This is a genomic window from Xanthomonas cannabis (assembly GCF_040616535.1).
Taxonomy (GTDB): Bacteria; Pseudomonadota; Gammaproteobacteria; order Xanthomonadales; family Xanthomonadaceae; genus Xanthomonas; species Xanthomonas cannabis.
This window is the reverse complement of the sequence record NZ_CP136580.1, coordinates 4,461,410-4,483,185: the sequence shown is the minus strand read 5'-3', so window position 1 is coordinate 4,483,185 and position 21,776 is coordinate 4,461,410. Positions and strand designations below refer to the sequence as shown.

Sequence of the window (21,776 nt, the reverse complement as noted above, 5' to 3'; positions counted from 1 at the left end):
GGCGGGCAACCGCTGCGGGTGCTGTTCGTGTGCAGCCGCAACCGCCTGCGCAGCCCCACTGCCGAGCGCGTGTTCGCCGACTGGCCCGGCGTGCAGACCCAGTCGGCCGGTCTGGCTGCCGATGCCGAAGTACAGGTCACCCCCGAATTGCTGCACGAGGCCGAGCTGGTGCTGGTGATGGAGCGCCGCCATCTGCAGTTGCTGCGCAAACGCTTCGCCGCGCATCTGCGCCATTGCCGCGTGCTGTCGCTGCAGATTCCCGACGACTACGCCTACATGGACCCGGCACTGATCCGTCGGCTGGAACACACGGTGCCACCGTTGCTGCGCTTGCCGGCGTATTCGTAACCTGATCCCGACACCGCACATGCAAGACTGCATGTTCTTTCGCCGGAAGGAAGCGCCCATACGATGAGCGTGCGTATCGAAGACCACGCCATGCTGGGCAATTGCCACAGCGCGGCCCTGGTCGACCACCGTGGCACCATCGACTGGCTGTGTCTGCCACGCTTCGATTCCGATGCGGTCTTCGCCTCGTTGCTGGGCGACGAGCAACACGGGCAATGGGCACTGGCGCCCGCAGCGGACTTCCGCAGCGAACGTGCCTATGAAGACGACAGCCTGGTGTTGTGCACGCGGCTGAGCACCGATACCGGCACGGTGGAGCTGACCGATTTCATGGTGGCCAGCGAAGACGGCGAGGTGCATCAGCACCTGGTGCGCATCGTGCGTTGCGTGCAGGGCGAAGTGCCCATGCACATGCGCCTGACCTTCCGCTTCAACTACGGCCGCACGGTGCCGTGGGTGACGCGCATCGACGACGGCATCCGCGCCATCGCCGGCCCCGATCAGCTCGCACTGCGCTCGCCGCAGACGCTGCACGGCGAGGACATGGGCACCGAAGCGGATTTCACCCTGCGCGACGGCGAGAGCACCTGGTTCCTGCTCAGCCATGGCGCTTCGCACCAGCCCACGCCACCGGCGATCGACCCGGAGCAGGCGCTGCAACGCACCACCGCGTTCTGGCATGGCTGGGCGCGCCGCTGTACCGACGTCGGCCCGTGGACCGAGCAGGTGCGCCGCTCGCTGGTGGTGTTGAAGGGGCTGAGTTATCTGCCCACCGGCGGCATCGTGGCCGCGCCCACCGCCTCGTTGCCCGAGCATCTGGGCGGCACGCGTAACTGGGATTACCGCTACTGCTGGCTACGCGATTCGGTGTTCACGCTGATCGCCTTGCTGCAGGCCGGCTATCGCGACGAAGCTGCCTCGTTCCGCGACTGGGTCCAGCGCACCATCGCCGGTTCGCCCGATCAACTGCAGGCGCTGTACGGCATTGGTGGCGAACGCCGCCTGCAGGAATGGGAGGCGCACTGGTTGCCCGGTTACGAGAACTCCGGCCCGGTGCGCATCGGCAACGGCGCGGTGGATCAGTTCCAGCTCGATGTCTACGGCGAGCTGATTGGCGCCTTCCATTACGCGCGTGAAAAAGGCGTGGCGCCGCCGTCCGATGACGATGGTTCTTCTGCTTCGCTGCTGGAAAAGATCCTCGACACGCTGGAAACGCTGTGGCGCCAACCCGATGAAGGCATCTGGGAAATCCGCGACGAGCGCCGCCACTTCGTGCACTCCAAGGTGATGGCCTGGCTGGCCTTCGATTGCGGCACCCGCGATGGCATTACCCATGCCACTGCGGAAAAACGCGCGCACTGGGGCCGCATCGCCGAGGAGATCCGCGCCGAAGTGCTGGAGAAGGGCGTGCACCCGGACGGGCACTTCGTGCAGAGCTATGGCTCGGACCGCCTGGACGCATCGCTGCTGCTGATTCCCATCGTCGGCTTTTTGCCGGCCGACGACCCACGCATCGCGGCAACCGCCGATGTGATCGCGCGCGAGCTCACCATCGACGGATTGGTCCAACGCTATCGCGCCGACGACAGCGCCGATGGCCTGCCGGCGGGCGAGGGCACCTTCCTGGCCTGCAGTTTCTGGCTGGTGGAAAATTTCGCGCTGGTCGGTCGTACCGACGAAGCGCGCGCATTGCTCGAGCGCCTGCTCGGACTGTGCAACGACGTGGGCCTGCTCGCCGAAGAGTACGACCCACGGGCAAAACGCATGCTTGGCAACTTCCCGCAAGGGTATTCCCACGTGGCCCTGGTCAATGCGGCACTGCGCCTGCACGGACGCATGGGCGAAGAGGAAACACATCCATGAACGAGCAACAGACCACACCGCCCTGCATCATCGTGGTATTTGGCGCGCGCGGCGATCTGACCCGGCGGCTGGTGATGCCGGCGCTGTACAACCTGCGCCGCGCCGGTGCGTTGGGCGAGCAAGTCGCCATCGTCGGCATGGACCACGGCGACATCAGCGAGCGCGCCTGGCGCAGCAACATGGGCCAATCGATGACGCAGCTGCTCAGCAGCCGCGATGCGGAATTCCAGACCGACGAATTCGACACCGACACCTGGGACTGGCTGCGCGAGCGCATGCATTACCTGCGCGGCGACTTCACCGATGTAGGCGCCTACCAGGCGCTGGACGGCGTGCTGGAGAAACTGCACAAGCGCTACGGTACGCAAGGCAATGTGCTGTTCTATCTGGCCACCGCCGCGCGCTTCTTCGAGCCGGTGCTGCTCAACCTGGGCGAAGCCGGTCTGGTCAAGCAGCGCGAAAACCAGGGCTGGCGCCGCGTGATCGTGGAAAAACCCTTCGGTCACGACCTGCCCAGCGCCGTCGCGCTCAATGCCACCGTGGCCAAGGTGCTGCACGAGGATCAGGTGTTCCGCATCGACCATTTCCTGGGCAAGGAAACCGTGCAGAACATCCTGGCGTTCCGCTTCGCCAATGGCCTGTTCGAGCCGGTGTGGAACCGCGACCGCATCGATCATGTGCAGATCACCGCCGCCGAAACCATCGGCGTGGAAGGGCGCGGCCGCTTCTACGACCCCACCGGGTGCCTGCGCGACATGGTGCCCAATCACCTGTTCCAGCTGCTGGCGATGATCGCAATGGAGCCGCCGGCCGCCTTCACCACCGAGGCCATGCATCGCCGGCGTGCGGAAGTGATCGAAGCGGTACGCCCGATCAAGCCCGAAGACGTGGTACGCGGGCAATACGCCTCCGGCGCGGTCAATCGCAACGCCGTCCCCGGTTACCGCGAAGAAGACACCGTGCCGGACGACTCCGATACCGAAACTTATGTGGCGATGAAGTTGCAGGTCGACACCTGGCGCTGGGCCGGCGTGCCGTTCTACCTGCGCACCGGCAAACGCCTGCGCGAGCGCACCACCGAGATCGCGATCCGCTTCAAGCCCGCGCCACTGGCACCGTTCCGCAGCACTGAGGTCGGCGGCTACGGCCCCGACTGGCTGGTGCTGCATATCCAGCCGGATGAAGGCATCTCGCTGCAGTTCGACGTCAAGCGCCCGGGCGCACAGGTCGCACTGGCGCCGGTGCGCATGGATTTCCGTTATCGCGACTGGTTCCCCAAGGAATACACGGTGGGCTACGAGCGCCTGCTGCAGGACTGCATGAACGGCGAAGCCGGCCTGTTCCAGGACGCAGCCATGGTGGAAGGCGCCTGGCGCATTGTGCAGCCGATCCTGGATGCCTGGAAGCAACCGGCGAGCGACTTCCCCAACTACGCCGCCGGCAGCGCCGGCCCCTCGGCCGCCGACGCACTGCTGGCCATGAACGGCGGACACGCCTGGCGCGCGCTCACACCGGGCCGCAAGCCGCCACCGCGCCGGCCGCCGGAAGCGCGTGCCAGTGCTGCAACGCCGGTGAAGAAAGCCACCAAGAAGGCGGCCAAGAAAGCGACCAGGACGGGTAGCGCGTCCAAGGCAACCAAAGCGTCAACCAAGCGAGCGTCGGCCTCTGCCAGCACGCCTGCGCAAGCGGCAGCCTCGGGCACGTCGGCAAAGAAGACCGCCAGCAAGCGTGCAAGCAAGCGCGTGGCAAAAGCACCCAGGACCACCAGCAGCGCAGCAGGTAGCAAGGCAGCAGCGAAGAAATCCTCGGCCCGCACCACACGCAAGCCACGCAGCTGAGCGACGACAGAAGCGCCGCCGCCGGGCGGCGGCTGTGCACGCATACAGCGTGCAATGAATCGCAGTCACGCAACACAAGCGCCCGCGTAGGAGTGCGTCCGAGCGCGGCGCGCATTACCGGTAAAGCCTCATCGCGCCCAGGCGCGCTCCTACAAAAGCGCGGCTTCGCGAGTTGATGCGCGGTTGTTGATGGCGCAACGATTCGTCGATTTTTGAGTCGGCACTCGCCAGCGAGCGGCCGGTATTCGCTGCTTCGTAGGAGCGCGCCCGAGCGCGACGGGGCATGACCGGTAAAGCCTCATCGCGCTCAGGCGCGCGCCTACGTCAGTGCGATGTGCCGGACTCAACGCTCGTGCGTAGTGGTGGGTGCCGGCTCGCCATCCACATCCGCCTTGACGTCGGCTTCGAACAGGTTCATCAGGTCGGCGCGGGCGTCGCGCGAGGTCTGGATCACCTTGGCTTCGTCGTCGTAGACAAGGTGCTGGCGGCGCAGCAGGTCTTCGTCGTGCTGGCGGAAGCGTTTGACGTGTTCGCGCGCATCCGCCTCGCCGAGTCCCAGCGAGGTCAATACCCGCCCGCTCAGTTCCAGGCTGGAAGCAAATACCTCGCGGAACGGTTCTGCACCCAGGTCCATCAGTTTCCAGGCGTGCTGGCGGTTGCGTGCGCGCGCCAGCACCGTGGCCTGCGGGTACAGGCGGCGGATCAGGCGCACCGTCTTGATGTTGGTTTCCGGGTCGTCCACCGCGATCACGAACACCTTGATGCGGTCGGCACCGGCGGCGCGCAGCAGCTCCGGGCGGGTGGGGTCACCGTAATACAGCTGGCTGCCGAAGCGGCGCAGGTCTTCCACCGTGTCGGGATTATGTTCCAGCGCCACGAACGGCACGTGCCGCGCGGTGAGCAGGCGGGCAACCACCTGGCCAAAGCGGCCCATGCCGGCCACTAGCACCTTGGGCGTCTGCGCGTCGATGGTGTCGAACGGGCGCTCGGACTTGGGCGCACGCAGGCGCAGCGGTCCGTTGAGGATGCGTTGCATGCCCAGCAGCAACAGCGGCGTCAGTGCCATCGACACACCGACGATGGCCACCAGCCGGTCGTGATTGGCAGCTTCCAGCAGGCCCACGCGGTCGGCCTCGTTGAAGACCACGAACGCGAATTCGCCGCCCAGCCACAGCACGCTGCCCAGCATCAGGCTGCTGCGCAGCGGCAGCTTGGCCACGCTGCCGATGCCCACCAGCAGCGAGAACTTCACCACCAGCAGGATCGCCACACCCGCCGCGATCAAGCCGGGCTCGGCGACCACGCGGTTGAGGTCGATGCCCATGCCCACCGAGATGAAGAACAGCCCCAGCAGCAGCCCTTCGAACGGTTCGATCTGCGATTCGAGTTCATGGCGGAATTCCGAATCGGCCAGCAGCACGCCGGCGATGAAGGCCCCCAGGCTGGCGCTCAATCCGGCTTCCTGCATGATCCAGGCGGTGCCCAGCACCACCAGCAAGGCGCTGGCGGTGAACACCTCCGGCATGCGCGTGCGCGCCACCACGTTGAACAGGTGGCGCAGCACGAAGCGCCCGCACAGGATCACCAGCGCCAGCGCCGCCACGGCCTTGGCCACGTCCGGCCAGGCGAGGGTGGCGTTCTTGCTGCCGCCCAGCAGCGGTATGGCCGCCAGCAACGGGATCGCAATCAAGTCTTGGAACAGCAGAATCGCAAACGCCAGCCGGCCGTAGTCGCTGCCCAGCGCCTTGCGCTCGGCCAGCAATTGCAGGCCCACCGCGGTGGAGGACAAGGCCAGCGCCACGCCAATGATCAGCGCGCTCTTCCAGCCCAGATTGCCCACCATCAGCAGGCCGCCCAGGATCACTGTGGTCACCACCACCTGGGTGGCGCCGGCGCCGAACACCGAATGGCGCATCACCTTCAGCCGCGCCGGCGACAGCTCCAGCCCGATCACGAACAGCAGCATCACCACACCGATCTCGGCCGCACCGCTGATGCGCTCGGCGTCCTGCACCACGCCCACGCCATCGGGTCCGAGCACCACGCCGGCCACCAGATAGGCCAGCACGGCTCCCAGACCAAAGCGCTTGAACACCGGCACCGCCACGATGGCGGCCAGCATCAGCACCAGAGCCAGTTCAAGACCACCGCTATGCATGCACGTTCTCCGTTGAGGTGCTCATTATGCCGCCGGCCTGCGTGTGCCCGCCTGGATTGGCGTGCGCTGCGTGCAACGGTGCGGGCCGGCGGTGCGCTTCGGTTCGGTGATTCACCAAGCGATGTGAGGCGCGCAGCACGCCACCGGCAACCGGTGTCCGTCCGATGAGATGACGCGGCCGCACGGCAACGACGCCTGCCTGCGCCCGATCCCGGCAGCGAGGCACGGTACGCCGCATTGCGGTCGCCAGCGCATCGCCTGTTCCGGGCCGCGCTGCAACAGGCCAGGTGAGCGCACGCTCCAGGCGTCGGGTCTCCATGCGGGCATGCTGCGAGGTGCCGCCCAGGCGCGCTACGGCGGCAGACGCTGGCCACTTGCACGGGCCTGCACGGTCGCTGAGCACGGCCTGCGCAGGGCATTGACCAAGCCGACTCAGGCGCGCAGACTGCGCCGCGCTGCCGCCCGGATCACCGGTCGGTGCGCACTTTCGGAGCCTTTATCCATGTCCAGCGACAGTCACCCTAGACCCGGGTCGATGACCCAGCTGGCGCGCGCCTGAGGCGTGAGGTTCGCCGGCTGTCATCGACGACGGTCGTCACCAGGCGAACCACCATGTACAACGAAACCCTGCGCCTTGCCCAAGGCGTCGATGCACTGACCGCACCCCTGGCCGAACTCAACACGGCCGATGCGGTGGAATATCTCAACACCCTCGACCGCGACGACGCAGCGCATGTGCTGGCCGCGTTGCCGTCCCCGCGTGCAGTGAAGCTGCTCGAACAACCCGAGCTGCGCGATGCCAGCGAACTGATCGCGCAACTGCCTGCGGAACAGGCCGCCTCGCTGCTCGGGCAGATGGCCGACGACCGCGCCACCGATATCTTCCATGGCCTGGATGCCGACCAGCGCCAGCCGCTGCTGTGGTTGCTCAGTGCCGAGGCGCGGCTGTCGATCCAGGCGTTGATGCGCTACCCGCCCAACACCGCCGGCGCGCTGATGACCACCGAGTTCGTGGCGGTGCCGTCCGACTGGACGGTGGGCCGCACCCTGCAGCACATCCGCGAGGTGGAGCGCAGCCGCGAGACGGTCTACGCCATCTATCTGCTCGATCCGCACACCCGCGTGCTGCAGCAGGTGGTCACCATGCGCCGGCTGATCACCGGCGTGCCGGAGGCATCGATCCTGGATGTGGCGCAGGTCAATCCGCCGGTCACCGTGGACCCGGCGCTGGACCAGGAAGAAGTCGCACGGCTGATCCGCCGCCACGACCTGCTCGCCATCCCGGTGGTGGATGCGCATGGCCATGTACTGGGTATCGTCACCGTGGACGATGTGCTGGATGCGTTGATCGCCGAATCCACCGAAGACGTGCACAAGTTCGGCGGCATGGAGGCGCTGGACAGGCCCTACATGCAGATCGGCTTTGGCCAGATGATCAAGAAGCGCGCCGGCTGGTTGAGCGTGCTGTTCCTGGGCGAAATGCTCACCGCCAGCGCGATGCAGCACTTCGAGGATGAACTGTCCAAGGCGGTGGTGCTGACCCTGTTCATTCCGTTGATCATGAGCTCGGGCGGCAACTCCGGCTCGCAGGCCACCTCGCTGCTGATCCGCTCGCTGGCACTGCGCGAACTGCGCCTGCGCGACTGGTGGAAGGTGGCGCTGCGCGAGCTGCCCACCGGCCTCACCCTGGGCGCGATCCTGGGCGTGCTGGCGATCGTGCGTATCGCAATCTGGCAAAACGCCGGCCTGTACGACTACGGCCCGCACTGGCAGATGGTGGCGCTGACCATCGGCGCGGCGCTGATCGGCATCGTCACCTTCGGTTCGCTGTCCGGCTCGATGCTGCCGTTTGTGTTGCAACGCTTCGGCTTCGACCCGGCCAGCGCCTCGGCACCGTTCGTGGCCACACTGGTGGATGTCACCGGGCTGGTGATTTATTTCAGCATCGCCGCGGCGATCCTGAGCGGCACGTTGTTGTAGCGTCGCGATGCGTGGCGCGTGTGCGAGCAGCTGCGCGCCGCCCTCGTCACGTCTGCAATCGTCGAGATCCGACGGTCGAGGTGCGGTATGCAGGGCGGCATTTCATACGGGGTAAGTCGCCTCTGCGTGCCATCACTTGGCGCGCAGAGGCGCTGCAGTACCCGGCCGTGCGGTTGCGGAACATCTTGCACAGCCTGCGCAGTGATGCATGGCAGACCGTGCATCACTGCGCACCGGCAACGCGGGTCAGAAGTTGACGTACACCGTGGCGCGCAGATTGCGGCCAGGCTCGCTATAGCGGCCGAGGCCGTCTTCGGTGGCATAGCCGTACAGATAGAAATCGCCGCGGGTGACGTTGCGGATGCGCGCCCACTGGAAGTAACGCTCGTCGAACAGGTTGTACACGCCGAGATTGACGCGCACGTGTGCGTTGACGCGATAGCTGCCGAACAGATCGACAACGCTGTAGGCGTCGCTGAGGAACGGCTCGGCCGGCGCGCCGAAGACATCGCTCTCCACGTTGACGTCCTTGGCCTTCTTGGCCAGCGTGTGGGTGATGTTGGCAGTGATGCGCAGCCGCTCGTCCAGGCCCTGCCAGCTCAGGCCGAGCACACCGCGATCCGGATTGATGCTGTCCAGCGGGCGGCCGTCTTCCAGCTCGCCCTGGTTGTGGGTCCAGGCCGCGCGCAGCAGCCAGGCATCGCCCAGTTTGAACTGCGCATCCAGTTCGACCCCCTTGACCTCGACCTGGCCGACATTGAGCAGCGTGGTGTAGGCGTAGCCGTTGCGCGAGGTGCACACGCCGCGGGTACAGGTCTGGTAACGCGTGCCGGCATCGGCGGTCACCGTCTCGCTCTGGATGAAGTCGTCGTAGCGGTCGCGGAACACCGACAGGCCCACGCGCGCCCAGTCGCTTTCCCAGCGCCAGCCCAGTTCCAGGTTGAGGCTGCGCTCTGCTTCCAGCGCGGGATTGGCGGCCACGGTCGGCACGTTGACGGTGGTGCCGGTGTCCACCCGGGTCAGCGCAGTGATGCTGGTCGGGGCGTACATTTCGGCGGTGGTCGGCGCACGGAAGCCGCGCCCGGCCTGGAACCACAGCGTCTGCTGCGGGGTGAAGGCGTAGCTGATGCCGGCCTGCCACGTGGGCGAAGCGAACGTCACCTCGCGTACCGTGCCGGTGGTATCGATGAAGGTGGGCGACAGTGTCGGCGTATAGCGATAGTGGTCGTAGCGGGCGCCCAGGGTGAGCTGCAGGCGGTCGTCGAGCAGGCCGATACGATCGCGCAAGTACACGCTCCAGGTGTCGGCATCGGTCTGTGGCACCTGTGCCGGGTCGACGGTGGCGGTGTCCAGCGCGCCGGCGTTGTTCCAGCGGTAGTCGACCGCGCTGAAATCGATGCTGCGGCGCTGCCAGGCGGCCCCGTACAGCAGCGCTTGCGACCAGCCGTTGCCGTGCACCTGCTTGTCGAAATCCAGCGCGATGCGGTCCAGGGTCTGCTCGGTGTCGCGGTCTTCGGCGCGGCGGCATGGCAGCGCCACCGTGCAGCGCGTGGTGGCCGCAGTGGCGGGGGTGCTTGAGGTGCCGCTCTGGGTGAGGATGCGGGTAGTGCCGCGGCTGTCGGTCTGCTGGCGGTCGAGCTGCGCTTCCAGGGTGTCGAACAAGGCGTTGTCGGCGTTCCAGAGATAACGCAGGCCGTAATGATCGCGGTCGTTGCTGTCGTCGCCGATGCGTTCGGCATAACTTGGCGCGCTGACACGGCTCAGGTTGTCGACCCGGTTCTGCGAGCGGTTGCGTTCGTAGACCACGCCGAAGCGGTGCTGTGCATTCGGCACCACGTCGAGTTTGGCCAGCACGTTGTCGCTTTCGCTGTCGATCGGGTCGGGCGTGCGCCGCGCGCTGCCGGTGTCGATTTCGGTGCTGGAATACCAGCCCTCCGATTCGTGGCCGTCGCGGCGGGTATAGGTCAGCATCGATTCGACGATGCCGGTGCGATTGGCGACGGTGACGTTGCCCAGCAGCTGGTCGTTATGACCGGTGTAGCCGGTCTTCAGGCCGACATAGGTGTCGTTGCCTTGCGCCTTGAGATAGTCGTAGGGGTCCTTGGTGGTAAAGACGACCGCGCCGCCGAGCGCACCGCTGCCGGCGCTGATCGAATCGGCGCCCTTGACGATGTCCACGCTCTTGAGCGAATCCACATCCACGCCACCGCGCCCAGCGCGGAAGAACTCGTAGTCGCGCGCGGTCTCCACGCCTTCGGCCATCGACAGGCCGTCGATGGTCATCGCCACCCGGTCGCCTTCCAGCCCGCGGATATTGAAGCCGTTCTCGCCGAAGCGGCCCATGTCGGCGATGCTCACGCCGGGGATGTAGCGCACCAGGTCCTCCATGCTTTCGGCCTGTTCCTGCTGCAGCTGCGCAGTGTCCAGGGTGGTGACGTTCTGGTTGCTGGAGGCACGCTTGTCGCGCGCGGCCTTCACTTCGACCGGGTCGAAGGTGGTGGCGTCGGCGGGCGCCTGTTCGGCATGCAGCGGGAAGGCCAGGCCGGCGGCGATCGCCAGGGCCAGCAGGGTCGGTGTCGAAGTCATCGTGGGGTCCACAGTCAGGAAAAGAAGGGGCGCGAAAGGCGCGGACCTGGCTGCGGGCGGCACGGGGCGGTCGCGTGGCTGGGTGGGGCCCGCCAGTGGCGGGCCAGGTGGCGCGGGTGTCGATCCGCGCCGGAAGGGGCAGTCGGCCGGTTCGTCAGTCGGCCCGGGCCGGTGTAGAAGCCGGGGCAGGCGCCGGCAACGCCGCGTCGCTGGCATCCACCACTCCGTCGTGATTGCGGTCGACGCGGGCAAACGTGCGCAGGCCCGAGGCCTGGTATTCGGCGAAGCTCATGCGCTTGTCCTTGTCGGTGTCGAGCACGTTGAAGCGCACGTGCACCTGGCGATCGTCGGCCTGCTCGAGCGCGGTAAGCCGGCGGTTGAGGCGGTCTTCGAACTCGACGCGGTACTCGTCCATCGACAGCGCACCGTCGCGGTTACCGTCGGCACCGGCAAACTGCGCCGCACGCAGGTCCGCGTATTCCGCGCGACCCACCTTGCCGTCGCCGTTCTCGTCGTAGAGCGCCAGGAAGCCGTCGGCCGACTGGCTGTCGGGCATGCCCGGGCGGCCGCCGTCGCGATCGAAGGCGACCGTCGGTTCGGTGGCTGCAGCATTGGCGGCGGCCGCCAGCGCTGCCTGTCCGCGCGCCCAGTCCTGCGCGCCGGCAGTATCGAATTCAGCGCGCGAGACCTGCCCATCGCCATCGCTGTCGAGTGCGGCGAAGCGTTGCTTGCCCTGCGCGACCTGTGCACCGCGTTCCTGTTCCAGCGCATGCTGGCGGCGCTCGCGGAACTCGGCCACGTACTCGTCCTCATCGACCGTGCCGTCGTGGTTGCGGTCGGTGGCATCGAAGCGGCTGCGGCGGAAGGCCGCAAAGTCGGCGGCGGTGATGCGGCCGTCGTGGTTGTCGTCGTGCTGGTTGATGAAGGCCTGCACATTGTTGCCGTGACCGCCGAGCAGCGGGCGCGGCTCGGATTGGGCGACAGCGACGGCAGGAAGCAGCAGCGCGCACAGACACGCGCCGGCCAGGGAGCCAGTGTTCATGGATTGCCTCGTGAGGGAAGAAAAAAGTGCCGGGCCTTGGCGCCGGTGCGACAGGCAGAGCGCTGCCTGCAGACGGCCAGCTGAGCCAGGCAGATGCGTCCGCACCGGTGTGTGGACGCCGCAAGACACGCAACCGCCGCAGCGGTTGCGCAGCGCTACTGCTCCAGCACCTGGAAGGTGAGCGTGGTGCTGTTGCTGTACTCGCGCACCGGGGCGTCGGCCGGCGCGGGGGTGCGGTGGCGGGTCAATGCCAGCCAGGTGCCGGCGTGGTCCAGTTTCAGGACTGCGCGGCCGGCGGCGTCGGTGGTCACGCTGAGCACCGTCGGCTTGCGGTCGGAGGTCCACACCGCCTCGCTGATGTCCACGGTCTGCCTGGCCAGCGGCACGCCGTCGTACTGCACCGTGAAAGCGAACGTCTCGCCCACGAACAGGTCATTGGGATGGGTGACCGGCACCAGTTCCAGACCGCGGTTACGCGGCGCCAATGCAGTGCGATCGGGCTTGCCGACGCTCACATAGGTTTCGGCCAGGGTGCGCGACTGGAAGCTGGCGATCAGCGTGGCGCCCTTGGGCATGGGCACCTTCGGGTCGCGCACGGTCTCGCGCTTGCCGTCCAGTTCCCAGGTGCGGAACTGCGCGCCTACGCGCAGGCCGCTGCTGAATCGATAGGTGCCGGGCTGCTTGCCCAGCGCGTGTTCGACGACGGTGCGGGTGTCCAGCGCCTGCACCCGCGCCGGTTCGACATCGCGGCCATCGGGCCCGGTGATGCTGAAATGGCTCTGGTCGAAGGCCGCTTCGGGCACGAAGAAGGTCTCGGCGAAGGCCGCGTCCAGCGTCACCGTCTGACCGGGCTGCGGAGCGAAGGTGTTCGGCGCCAGATAAGGGGTATGCGCGGAGGCAGATGCAGCGAGCAGCAGCGCCGACAGTGTCAGCAGTTTCATGGGGGGTCCCTGTTCCGGATGAGTCGCTGGCGGCAGGGGCGCGGGGCGGCGCGGGAAGCTGGCTGACCACGGGATATTAACGAAAATAAGAATCGTTCACAACAATAGGATGTGCTGTGTCGCTGTTTCTCTGCCGCCGGGTCGATGACGCCAGCTCTGCCTGACGTGTACCGTAGCGCGATGGCTTCCGCGTCCCCCGCACCATGAGTACCTACCACCTGCAGCAGGTCTTTCGCCCCAGCACCGTGGCGGTGGTGGGCGGCAGCCCGCGTGAGCGCTCGGCCGGGCGGGCGGTGGTGCGCAACCTGCGCGCGGCCGGCTTCCCTGGCCAGATCGGTTGGGTGAGCCCGCGCTATACCGAAATCGACGGCGTGCGCACGGTGCCGCGGTTGACCGATCTGCCGTGGGTGCCGGATCTGGTGGTGATCACTGCGCCGGCGCGCATCGTGCCGCGCATCGTCTCCATCGCGGCGCGGCGCGGGGTGGCCGCGGCGATCATCCTCACTGCCGGCCTGGGTCGCGGGCCCGGCTCGCCGGCCGCACGTATGGAGGCGGCTGCGCGCGCCAAGGGCATGCGCATCCTCGGCCCACACTGTTTAGGTGTGATCGCGCCGCACGCGCGGCTCAATGCCAGCATTGCCGCACATTGCCCGCAGGCCGGCGATCTGGCGCTGATCTCCGAATCCAGCGCCATTGCCGCCGCGCTGGTGGAGTGGGGCGTGGCACGTTCGGTCGGCTTTTCCGCGGTGGTGTCGCTGGGCGATACGCTGGATGTGGATTTCGGCGACCTGCTCGATTACTTCGCCACCGACTACCGCACCCGCGCGATCCTGCTGTATGTCGAACGCATCGGCGATGCGCGCAAGTTCATGTCGGCCGCGCGTGCTGCGGCACGTGCCAAACCCGTCGTGGTGGTCAAGTCCGGCCGCCAGTTCCGCATCAACCCCAATGCCGACACCCACGCCCAAGCGCTGGCCGGCTCGGATGCGGTGTATGGCGCGGCATTCGCACGTGCCGGTCTGTTGCGGGTGGGCGCGCTGGACGAGTTGTTCGCCGCGGCCGAGACCCTGGGCCGGCTCGGCAGCTTCCCCGGCCGGCGGCTGGCGATCCTGAGCAATGGCGGCGGGGTGGGGCAGCTGGCGGTGGACCAGCTGGTGCTGCGCGGCGGCACCCTGGCCGAGCTGTCGCCCAAGACGCTGGAAAAGCTCGATCAGTCGCTGCCGGAAGGCTGGTCGCGCAGCAACCCGGTGGACATCATCGTGGATGCCGATGGCGCGCGCTACGCCGCGGCGATCGAAGCGCTGCTGGACGATGCGGAGAACGACGCGCTGCTGGTGGTCAACGTGCCCACCGCCTTCACTTCCTCCGCCGATGCGGCCAAGGCGCTGACCCGCGCACTGGACCAACGCAACCGCTACCAGCGCGACAAGCCGGTGTTTGCGGTGTGGCTGGGCCAGGACGATGCGGCCATCGCCGCGCTCAACGCCGCGCGCGTGCCCACCTATGCCACCGAATCGGACGCAGTGCGCGGCTTCACCCACCTGGTGCGCTACCGCGAGGCGCAGGCGGCGCTGATGGAGACCCCACCCAGCCTGCCGGAAGACTTCGTGGTGGATGCCGGCATCGCCCGCACCGTGGTCGATGAGGCACTGGTGGCCGGGCGGCGCTGGCTGGACCCGGTGGCCACCAACCGGCTGCTGGCCGCCTACGGCATCCCGATCGTGCCGTTGCAGGTGGCCGCCACCGCCAACGAAGCCGCGCTGTTGGCCGACCCATTACTGGCGATGGGGCGCACGGTCACCCTGAAGGTGCTGTCCAGCGACATCGCGCACAAGTCCGATGTGGATGGCGTGCGGCTCAACCTGTCCAGCGTGGCGGCAGTGCGCGAGGCGGCCACCGGCATCCTGGCGCGTGCGCGCGCCGCGCACCCCAATGCGCTGATCGAAGGGGTGATCGTGCAGCCCACCGTGCTGCGGCCCAAGGCGCGCGAGCTGATCGCCGGCATTGCCGACGACCCGGTGTTCGGCCCGGCGATCGTGTTCGGCCGCGGCGGCACCGCGGTGGAAGTGATCAACGACCGCGAGCTCGCGCTGCCGCCGCTGGACCTGCGCCTGGCCCACGAGCTGATCGGCCGCACCCGCGTCTCGCGCATCCTCAAGGCCTACCGCGACGTGCCGGCCGCCGACGAGCGCGCGGTGGCGCTGGTGCTGGTCAAGCTGGCGCAGCTGGCCGCCGACATCCCTGAAATCACCGAGCTGGACATCAACCCGCTGCTGGCCGACCGCGATGGCGTGATCGCGCTGGACGCGCGCGTGGCGGTGGCGCCGGCGCGCAAGCTGCACAAGGGCCGCGGCCATCCGCGTTTTGCGATCTTCCCGTACCCCAAGGAATGGGAGCGTCAGATCGGCCTGGGCGATGGCACCCACGCGCTGGTGCGCCCGGTGCGCCCGGAAGACGATGCGTTGTTCCGCGCGTTCTTCGCGCGCGTCACCGACGAAGACCTGCGGCTGCGTTTCTTCCAGTCGGTCAAGCATTTCAGCCACGAATTCATCGCCCGCCTGACCCAGCTCGATTACGCGCGTTCCATCGCGCTGGTGGCCATCGACCCCAAGACCGGCGACATGCTCGGCGCGGTGCGGCTGCATGCAGACGCCGATTACGAAGGCGGCGAGTACGGCATCCTGATCCGCTCCGACCTCAAGGGCCACGGCATCGGCTGGCAGCTGATGCGCATCATGATCGAGTACGCGCGCTGGTTGGGCCTCAAGCAGATCGAAGGCCAGGTGCTGCGCGAGAACCGCACCATGCTGGCGATGTGCCAGAGCCTGGGCTTCGGCGTGCGCCCGGATCCGGACGATGCGACCCTGATGGCGGTGACACTCCCTATAATGGGCGAGCCGCGCCCGGCCTGACGTTGCGTCACGCCGCGGTCCCCCATCCTCCACCGCACGCCGGATCTGCCGGGCCTTGCCCTGGCCCGTTGCTCCGGCTGTCGTCTCGGCCCGCCTGGGAGTGTCAATGTTTCGCGATTTCAGAATGTCGTTCTTGGTCACAGCGATCTGCCTGGGCCTGGCTGCCTGGTGGGGTCATACCTCCGCGATGGGCATCTGGCAGGCGCTGTGGCTGTGCCTGGTGCTGAGCGTGCTGGAGGTGTCGTTGTCGTTCGACAACGCGGTGGTCAACGCCGGCGTGCTCAAGCACATGAACGCGTTCTGGCAGAAGCTGTTCCTCACCGTCGGCATCCTGATCGCGGTGTTCGGCATGCGCCTGGTGTTTCCGATCGTGATCGTGTCGGTGGCCACCGGCATGGGCCTGGTGCCGGTGATGCAGATGGCGCTGAAGGAGCCGGACCGCTACAGCCAGGTGCTGACCGACAACTACCCGTCCATCGCCGCCTTCGGCGGCATGTTCCTGCTGCTGGTGTTCCTCAACTTCCTATTCGACCAGGAGCGCAAGCTGCATTGGCTGGGCCCGGTGGAGCGGCTGGTCGGCAAGCTGGGCAAGGCCGATGCGATGTCGGTGATTGTGGCGGTGACGGTCCTGCTGTGCACCAAGCTGTTCCTGCCCGATGCCATCTTCCAGAGCGTGCTGTTCGCCGGGCTGGGCGGCATCCTGCTGTATCTGCTGGTCGGCAGCGTGGATGCCTTGTTCGAGGCCGAAGAAAGCGAAGACGGCAGCATGGGCCCGGCCAAGCGCTCGGGCATTGCCGCGTTTTTGTACCTGGAAGTGCTGGATGCCTCGTTCTCGTTCGACGGCGTGATCGGCGCGTTCGCGATCACCCGCGACGTGGTGATCATCATGCTGGGCCTGGCGATCGGCGCGATGTTCGTGCGCTCGATGACGGTCTACCTGGTGCACAAGGGCACCCTGGACGAGTTCGTGTTCCTGGAGCACGGCGCGCACTACGCCATCGGCGTACTGGCGATCATCATGCTGGTGGGCACCGTCTACCACGTGCCGGAAGTGCTGACCGGCCTGATCGGCGTGGCCTTCATCGCCGCCTCGGTGTGGTCCTCGATCCGCTACCGCAAGCGTCACCACATCGGCCCGACCGAGATCTGATACCGCGCGTGGCAGTGCAAGGCGTCACGTAGTTCATCTGAGGGGGGCAACGAAGCACCTTCTTGGTCATTTCATGGCGTGTCCCACAAGCGGCGAGGGCGCCATGCCCTTGACGCTGCGAGTTTGCTGCAGGGCCCTTGCCCGCCCACCCTCGCGGGACACGCCGTGAATCCGTCCATGGAGGCTCTTACGCGGCATCCATGCCGCGTAAGGTCCCGCGACGGTGGGCGGGCAAGGACCTATCGAGATGGTCGGTATGCATGGCAAGAGCAGTATTGGATGCGCCTTGTTCGCCCCATGAAGCATCGGTCCCACGCCTGATTCACACCGCACGACAGACGGCTTTCAGATGAGTGCCGACCAACTGACTGGTGCGGTGTCCTCGCCGGTTGCGGGACCCTTGGCGGCATGGATGCCGCCAAGGAGCCTCCAGGGACGGATTCACGGCGTGTCCCGCAAGCGGTGAGGGCGCCGCGCCCTCGACGCTGCGCGTTCTTGCTGCAGGGCCCTTGACCGCAACGTCCAATAGAGAAAGCGGCGGCGCACACCTGGATTCGGCGGTGGCGAGTTTACTGCCGCAGCTTGGGTGTGCCGGCGTCAGAGCGGCGCGTCAGGCGTACGGTGCCGCTTGAGACGGTCACGGCCAACTGACTGGCTTCAGCATCGATGCGTGTCGCGGCCAACCCAACCGGACCCAACTGATCGACAGAATTGCCGGTTTGGGTCTTGACTGCGCACTCAAATTGGCGGGTTCCAAGGGGCAGCATCGACCGTTCGTCAGACAGTTCTTTGCGCTACAAGGGTTTGCGGGTTTTTCCCACATTTGGTGTTGACCCCTCCCGGGTACCCCACTATCTTGGGGGAGTCGGTGGTTGGTCGCACAAGGCGGCCGGACCAGTGGGAGCACGTATCGCGGCGGGGCCGCGGTCGAGGGCCTCCCCGCCGCGGTCGCACTCATGACTACAGCCATCCGGGCGTCGCCTGGAGTAGGCGGCGTGGTCTCGTTGCGCCGCGGTTGTTTCGCCACCGACCACTGCGCGACAGCACACCGCGCGGTGGCGGCCGTGGAATCTCCGGTGAGGAGATGGCTGGTGATGTCGATGCCGCCGCAGACGCCTGTCTTGCGTGCCGCTCGCCCTGCACCGTCATCGCTGTCCAGGGAGTCCGGATCCGGCCGCAACTCGCTCCCCGAGCGGGTTCGTGTGCCTACGCATGGAGGACGCATGACCACCAACGACACCCTTTCCGCGATCGCCGCCGGTACCGCAACACCCACCAGCGTCTCCGCCAGTGTCGCCGCGCCTGCCTGTGGCGCGCCGGAATTGACCGACCCGTCGGACATCGTGCCGCCTCCCCGCCAAGCCATTGCAATGCACGCACAGACCATCGAAGAACAAAACGTCTCCACCTGGATCACCAAGGAAGCGGGCAATCGCAAGATTCCGTTCGAGCCGGAGCGCCTGGAGCGCGCCATCGACCAGATCCATGCCGAGTTCCCGCAGCTGGACGTGGCCGACTACAAGCGCTCGGTGTTCGGCTTTGTCGAGCGCAAGGACAGCGTCAACGCCGACGATCTGGTCGACCACCTGATCCGCGAGGCCGAAGCCCGCGTCGATCTGACCACTCCGGAGTGGGAGCACTTCGCTGCGCGTCTGTACCTGCGCCGCCTGTACAAGCGCGCCAGCCGCAACCGCTTCTACGACGCCAGCCAGAAGTACGGCTCGTTCGTGGGCCTGCAGGAGAGCCTGGCCGACCGCAACGTCTATTCCAACGACATCCTGCGCCGCTATTCCAAGGACGAGCTCATCGAAGCCGGCAAGATGATCGAGCCCGAGCGCGACAAGCTGTTCGCCTATAACGGCCTGTATCTGCTGGCCACCCGTTACCTGGCCACCGACAACTCGCGCGGCGTGTTCGAGCTGCCGCAGGAGCGCTGGCTGACCATTGCGCTGTACCTGATGCAGGACGAGATCGGCACCGGCAAGGGCAGCCGCGAGCGCCGCATGCAGCTGGTGGGCGAGGCCTACTGGGCGCTGTCCAACCTGTACATGACGGTGGCAACGCCGACGCTGGCCAATGCCGGCAAGGTCGGCGGCCAGCTGTCGAGCTGCTTCATCGACACCGTCGACGACAGCCTGCAGGGCATCTACGACTCCAACACCGACGTGGCGCGCGTGTCCAAGCACGGCGGCGGCGTGGGCGCGTACCTGGGCTATGTGCGTTCGTCGGGTTCGGCGATCCGTGGCGTGTCCAATTCGTCCGGCGGCGTGGTGCCGTGGATCAAGCAGCTCAACAACACCGCCGTGTCGGTGGATCAGCTGGGCCAGCGCAAGGGCGCCATCGCGGTCTACCTGGACATCTTCCATCGCGACATCGAAGCGTTCCTGGATCTGCGCCTGAACAACGGCGACCAGCGTCTGCGCGCGCACGACGTGTTCACCTCGGTATGCATCCCGGACCTGTTCATGGAAGCGGTCGAGCGTCGCGGCGACTGGTACCTGTTCGACCCGCACGAAGTGAAGCGGATCAAGGGCTGGTACCTGCAGGACTTCTATGACGAGAAGAAGGGCGACGCCAACAGCAGCTTCCGTCGCAAGTACGAGGAAGTGGTTGCCGACGAGCGCATCACGCGCAAGACCGTCAAGGCGATCGACATCTTCAAGCGCATCATGGTCAGCCAGCTGGAAACCGGCAATCCGTTCATGTTCTACCGCGATGAAGTCAATCGCAAGAACCCGAACAAGCACGAGGGCATGGTCTATTCGTCCAACCTGTGCACCGAGATCCTGCAGAACATGAGCCCGACGCGGATGATGCAGGAGATCATCAGCGGCAATCAGATCGTCACCACCAAGAAGGCGGGCGACTTCGTCGTGTGCAACCTGTCCTCGATCAACCTGGGCCGCGCGATCACCGTGCAGGCCGACCAGGCCGATCTGCTGGGCGCCGACGTGCTGGAGCGCTTGATCCCGATCCAGGTGCGCATGCTCGACAACGTGATCGATCTGAACCAGCTCCCCGTGCCGCAGGCCACCATCACCAACCAGAAGTACCGCGCCATTGGCCTGGGCACCTTCGGTTGGCATCACCTGCTGGCACAGAAGTCCATTCATTGGAATGCCAAGGAAGCCGAGGACTACAGCGACGAGCTGTACGAGCGCATCAACTACCTGACCATCCAGGCGAGCATGGAGCTGGCCAAGGAAAAGGGCACCTACAGCGTGTTCCGCGGCAGCGACTGGCACAACGGCGAGTACTTCCGTGCGCGCGACTACAACAGCCCGCAATGGCTGGAGCTGTCGGCGCAGGTGGCGGTCAATGGCGTGCGTAACGCGTGGATGCTGGCGGTTGCGCCGAACATGAGCACCGCGCAGATCGCCGGTTCCACTGCGTCGATCGACCCGATCTACAGCGCGTTCTACTACGAAGAAAAGAAGGACTTCCGTCGCCCGGTCGCCGCGCCCGGCCTGTCGCTGGAAACCTGGCCGTACTACGAAAAGGGCGCCTACAAGGTCGACCAGTTCGCCAGCGTGCGCCAGAACGCGCGCCGCCAGCGCCACGTGGACCAGTCGATCAGCTTCAACTTCTACGTGCCCAGCACCATCCGTGCGAGCACGCTGCTGGACCTGCACATGACTGCCTGGCGCGAAGGCTTGAAGACCACGTATTACGTGCGCTCCAACGATATCGACATCAGTGAGTGCGAGTGGTGTTCGAGCTAAAGCGCATGCAGTAGCTAAGCGCATTCGCGCTTCGCTTCCACAGTTCGCAAGGCGAACTGTGGACCCTGCTTCACCAGCTCCCACACCCCGCGCCTTCGGCGCGCCCCCTGACTCAGGGGGCTTTCCTCCAAAACGATTGCTGCCGTCGTCCCTGCTGTACGCGCGCGACGCCTGAAACACGAGTAGAGACCCATGTCCGCAACACCGCTTGAACGCATCAAAATTCTTGAGCCGCGTCACCCGAACCGTTCGACCAGCATCATCAACGGTCAGACCTCGGGCATCCTCAACTGGAACGACATCCCGTACCCGTCCTTCTATCGGGCCTACAAGGAACTGTCGACCAACTTCTGGATCCCGGACGAGGTGGACATGAAGGGCGATGCGCGCCAGTACAACGAGCTGTCGGCGCGCGAAAAGAACGCCTACGATTCGATCATCGGTTTGCTGGCCACGCTGGATTCGCCGCAGACGCGTTTCATCTACAACGTGGCCGAATACATCACCGACCCGGCCGCGCATGCCAATGCCGCCATCATCGGCCAGCAGGAAGTGATCCATAACGAGAGCTACAGCTACGTGCTGGCCTCGATCACCGGCCTGGCCGACCAGAACCGCGTGTTCGAAATCGCGCGTACGCACCCGACCATCATCAAGCGCAACGCGCCGATCATGGGCGCCTACGAAGACTTCATGCGCGAGAAGACGGCCGAAACGCTGATCCGTTCGCTGATCCAGTCTTCGATCCTGGAAGGTATCAACTTCTATTCCGGCTTTGCGTATTTCTACAATCTGGTCCGCCAGAACCGCATGACCGGCACCGGCAAGATCATCAGCTTCATCAACCGCGATGAGCTGGCGCATTCCAAGTTCATCAGCGAGCTGATTCGCGCCATCATCGGCGAGAACCAGGCATTGCAGGGCGACGAGCTCACCGACTACGTGCACAAGGCCTTCGAACACGCGATCGACCTGGAAACGGTGTGGACCGCCGAAGTGCTGGACGGCATCGACGGCATCGACGTCGACGAGATGATCCGCTACGTGAAGTACCGCGCCAACAAGATGGCCGGCATGCTCGGCATCGAGAAACTGTACGAAGGCGCCAACGACAACGTGATGCCGTGGATCAAGGCCTACGCCGACAACTTCACCGAGACCAAGACCGACTTCTTCGAGATGCGGAATGCGTCGTACAAGAAGACCAATTCGGATAACGGCTTCGACGATCTGTGA

At 66.2% G+C, this 21,776-nt stretch carries 12 protein-coding genes; 8 read left to right on the top strand and 4 right to left on the bottom strand.

Translation table 11 applies throughout. The features are described 5' to 3' along the window. Nucleotides 1–18 precede the first annotated feature (18 nt). The 3 genes from RZV17_RS19035 to zwf all read left to right on the top strand — a co-directional run bounded on the left by RZV17_RS19035 (nt 19) and on the right by zwf (nt 4,049). Nucleotides 19–348, top strand: coding sequence for a low molecular weight protein tyrosine phosphatase family protein (locus RZV17_RS19035; RefSeq protein ID WP_081422688.1), 330 nt, complete (start codon nt 19–21; stop codon nt 346–348). Between the two features lie 63 nt (nt 349–411). Continuing rightward, the gene (locus RZV17_RS19030; protein WP_355605723.1) at nt 412–2,211 is read left to right on the top strand and encodes a glycoside hydrolase family 15 protein; all 1,800 of its coding nucleotides are present in this window, start codon (nt 412–414) and stop codon (nt 2,209–2,211) included. Further along, complete coding sequence (gene zwf / locus RZV17_RS19025) at nt 2,208–4,049, top strand: glucose-6-phosphate dehydrogenase (RefSeq protein ID WP_355605720.1); 1,842 nt, start codon at nt 2,208–2,210, stop codon at nt 4,047–4,049. Before RZV17_RS19030 ends, zwf begins: the two co-directional genes overlap by 4 nt. Before the next feature lie 343 nt (nt 4,050–4,392). Here the strand turns inward: zwf and RZV17_RS19020 are convergent, their stop codons facing one another. Further along, a complete protein-coding gene (locus RZV17_RS19020) occupies nt 4,393–6,207 on the bottom strand; it encodes a monovalent cation:proton antiporter-2 (CPA2) family protein (RefSeq protein ID WP_123137640.1) in 1,815 nt (604 codons plus the stop codon). A gap of 612 nt (nt 6,208–6,819) precedes the next feature. Here RZV17_RS19020 and mgtE point away from each other — a divergent pair. Continuing rightward, nucleotides 6,820–8,187 (top strand): magnesium transporter, encoded by a 1,368-nt coding sequence (gene mgtE, locus RZV17_RS19015; protein WP_355605716.1) that lies wholly within the window; start codon nt 6,820–6,822, stop codon nt 8,185–8,187. Nucleotides 8,188–8,433: 246 nt separating this feature from the next. Here mgtE and RZV17_RS19010 read toward each other — a convergent pair whose 3' ends face one another. The 3 genes from RZV17_RS19010 to RZV17_RS19000 all read right to left on the bottom strand — a co-directional run bounded on the left by RZV17_RS19010 (nt 8,434) and on the right by RZV17_RS19000 (nt 12,756). After that, nucleotides 8,434–10,773 (bottom strand): TonB-dependent hemoglobin/transferrin/lactoferrin family receptor, encoded by a 2,340-nt coding sequence (locus tag RZV17_RS19010; protein WP_355605713.1) that lies wholly within the window; start codon nt 10,771–10,773, stop codon nt 8,434–8,436. 154 nt (nt 10,774–10,927) lie between these two features. After that, nucleotides 10,928–11,815, bottom strand: a complete 888-nt coding sequence (locus tag RZV17_RS19005; protein WP_355605710.1) for an EF-hand domain-containing protein — start codon at nt 11,813–11,815, stop codon at nt 10,928–10,930. Between the two features lie 155 nt (nt 11,816–11,970). Further along, nucleotides 11,971–12,756, bottom strand: a complete 786-nt coding sequence (locus RZV17_RS19000) for a DUF4198 domain-containing protein (protein ID WP_355605708.1) — start codon at nt 12,754–12,756, stop codon at nt 11,971–11,973. A 203-nt stretch (nt 12,757–12,959) separates the two neighbouring features. Here RZV17_RS19000 and RZV17_RS18995 point away from each other — a divergent pair, with 203 nt between their 5' ends. From RZV17_RS18995 to RZV17_RS18980, 4 genes are all read left to right on the top strand, one after another. Next, nucleotides 12,960–15,668 (top strand): bifunctional acetate--CoA ligase family protein/GNAT family N-acetyltransferase, encoded by a 2,709-nt coding sequence (locus tag RZV17_RS18995; protein ID WP_355505952.1) that lies wholly within the window; start codon nt 12,960–12,962, stop codon nt 15,666–15,668. A gap of 106 nt (nt 15,669–15,774) precedes the next feature. Further along, nucleotides 15,775–16,818: a DUF475 domain-containing protein gene (locus RZV17_RS18990; RefSeq protein WP_039415496.1), complete on the top strand. Its 1,044-nt coding sequence runs from the start codon at nt 15,775–15,777 to the stop codon at nt 16,816–16,818. A gap of 1,223 nt (nt 16,819–18,041) precedes the next feature. Continuing rightward, nucleotides 18,042–20,540: a ribonucleoside-diphosphate reductase subunit alpha gene (locus RZV17_RS18985; RefSeq protein ID WP_355605705.1), complete on the top strand. Its 2,499-nt coding sequence runs from the start codon at nt 18,042–18,044 to the stop codon at nt 20,538–20,540. Nucleotides 20,541–20,732: 192 nt separating this feature from the next. Further along, nucleotides 20,733–21,776, top strand: coding sequence for a ribonucleotide-diphosphate reductase subunit beta (locus RZV17_RS18980; protein ID WP_024712257.1), 1,044 nt, complete (start codon nt 20,733–20,735; stop codon nt 21,774–21,776).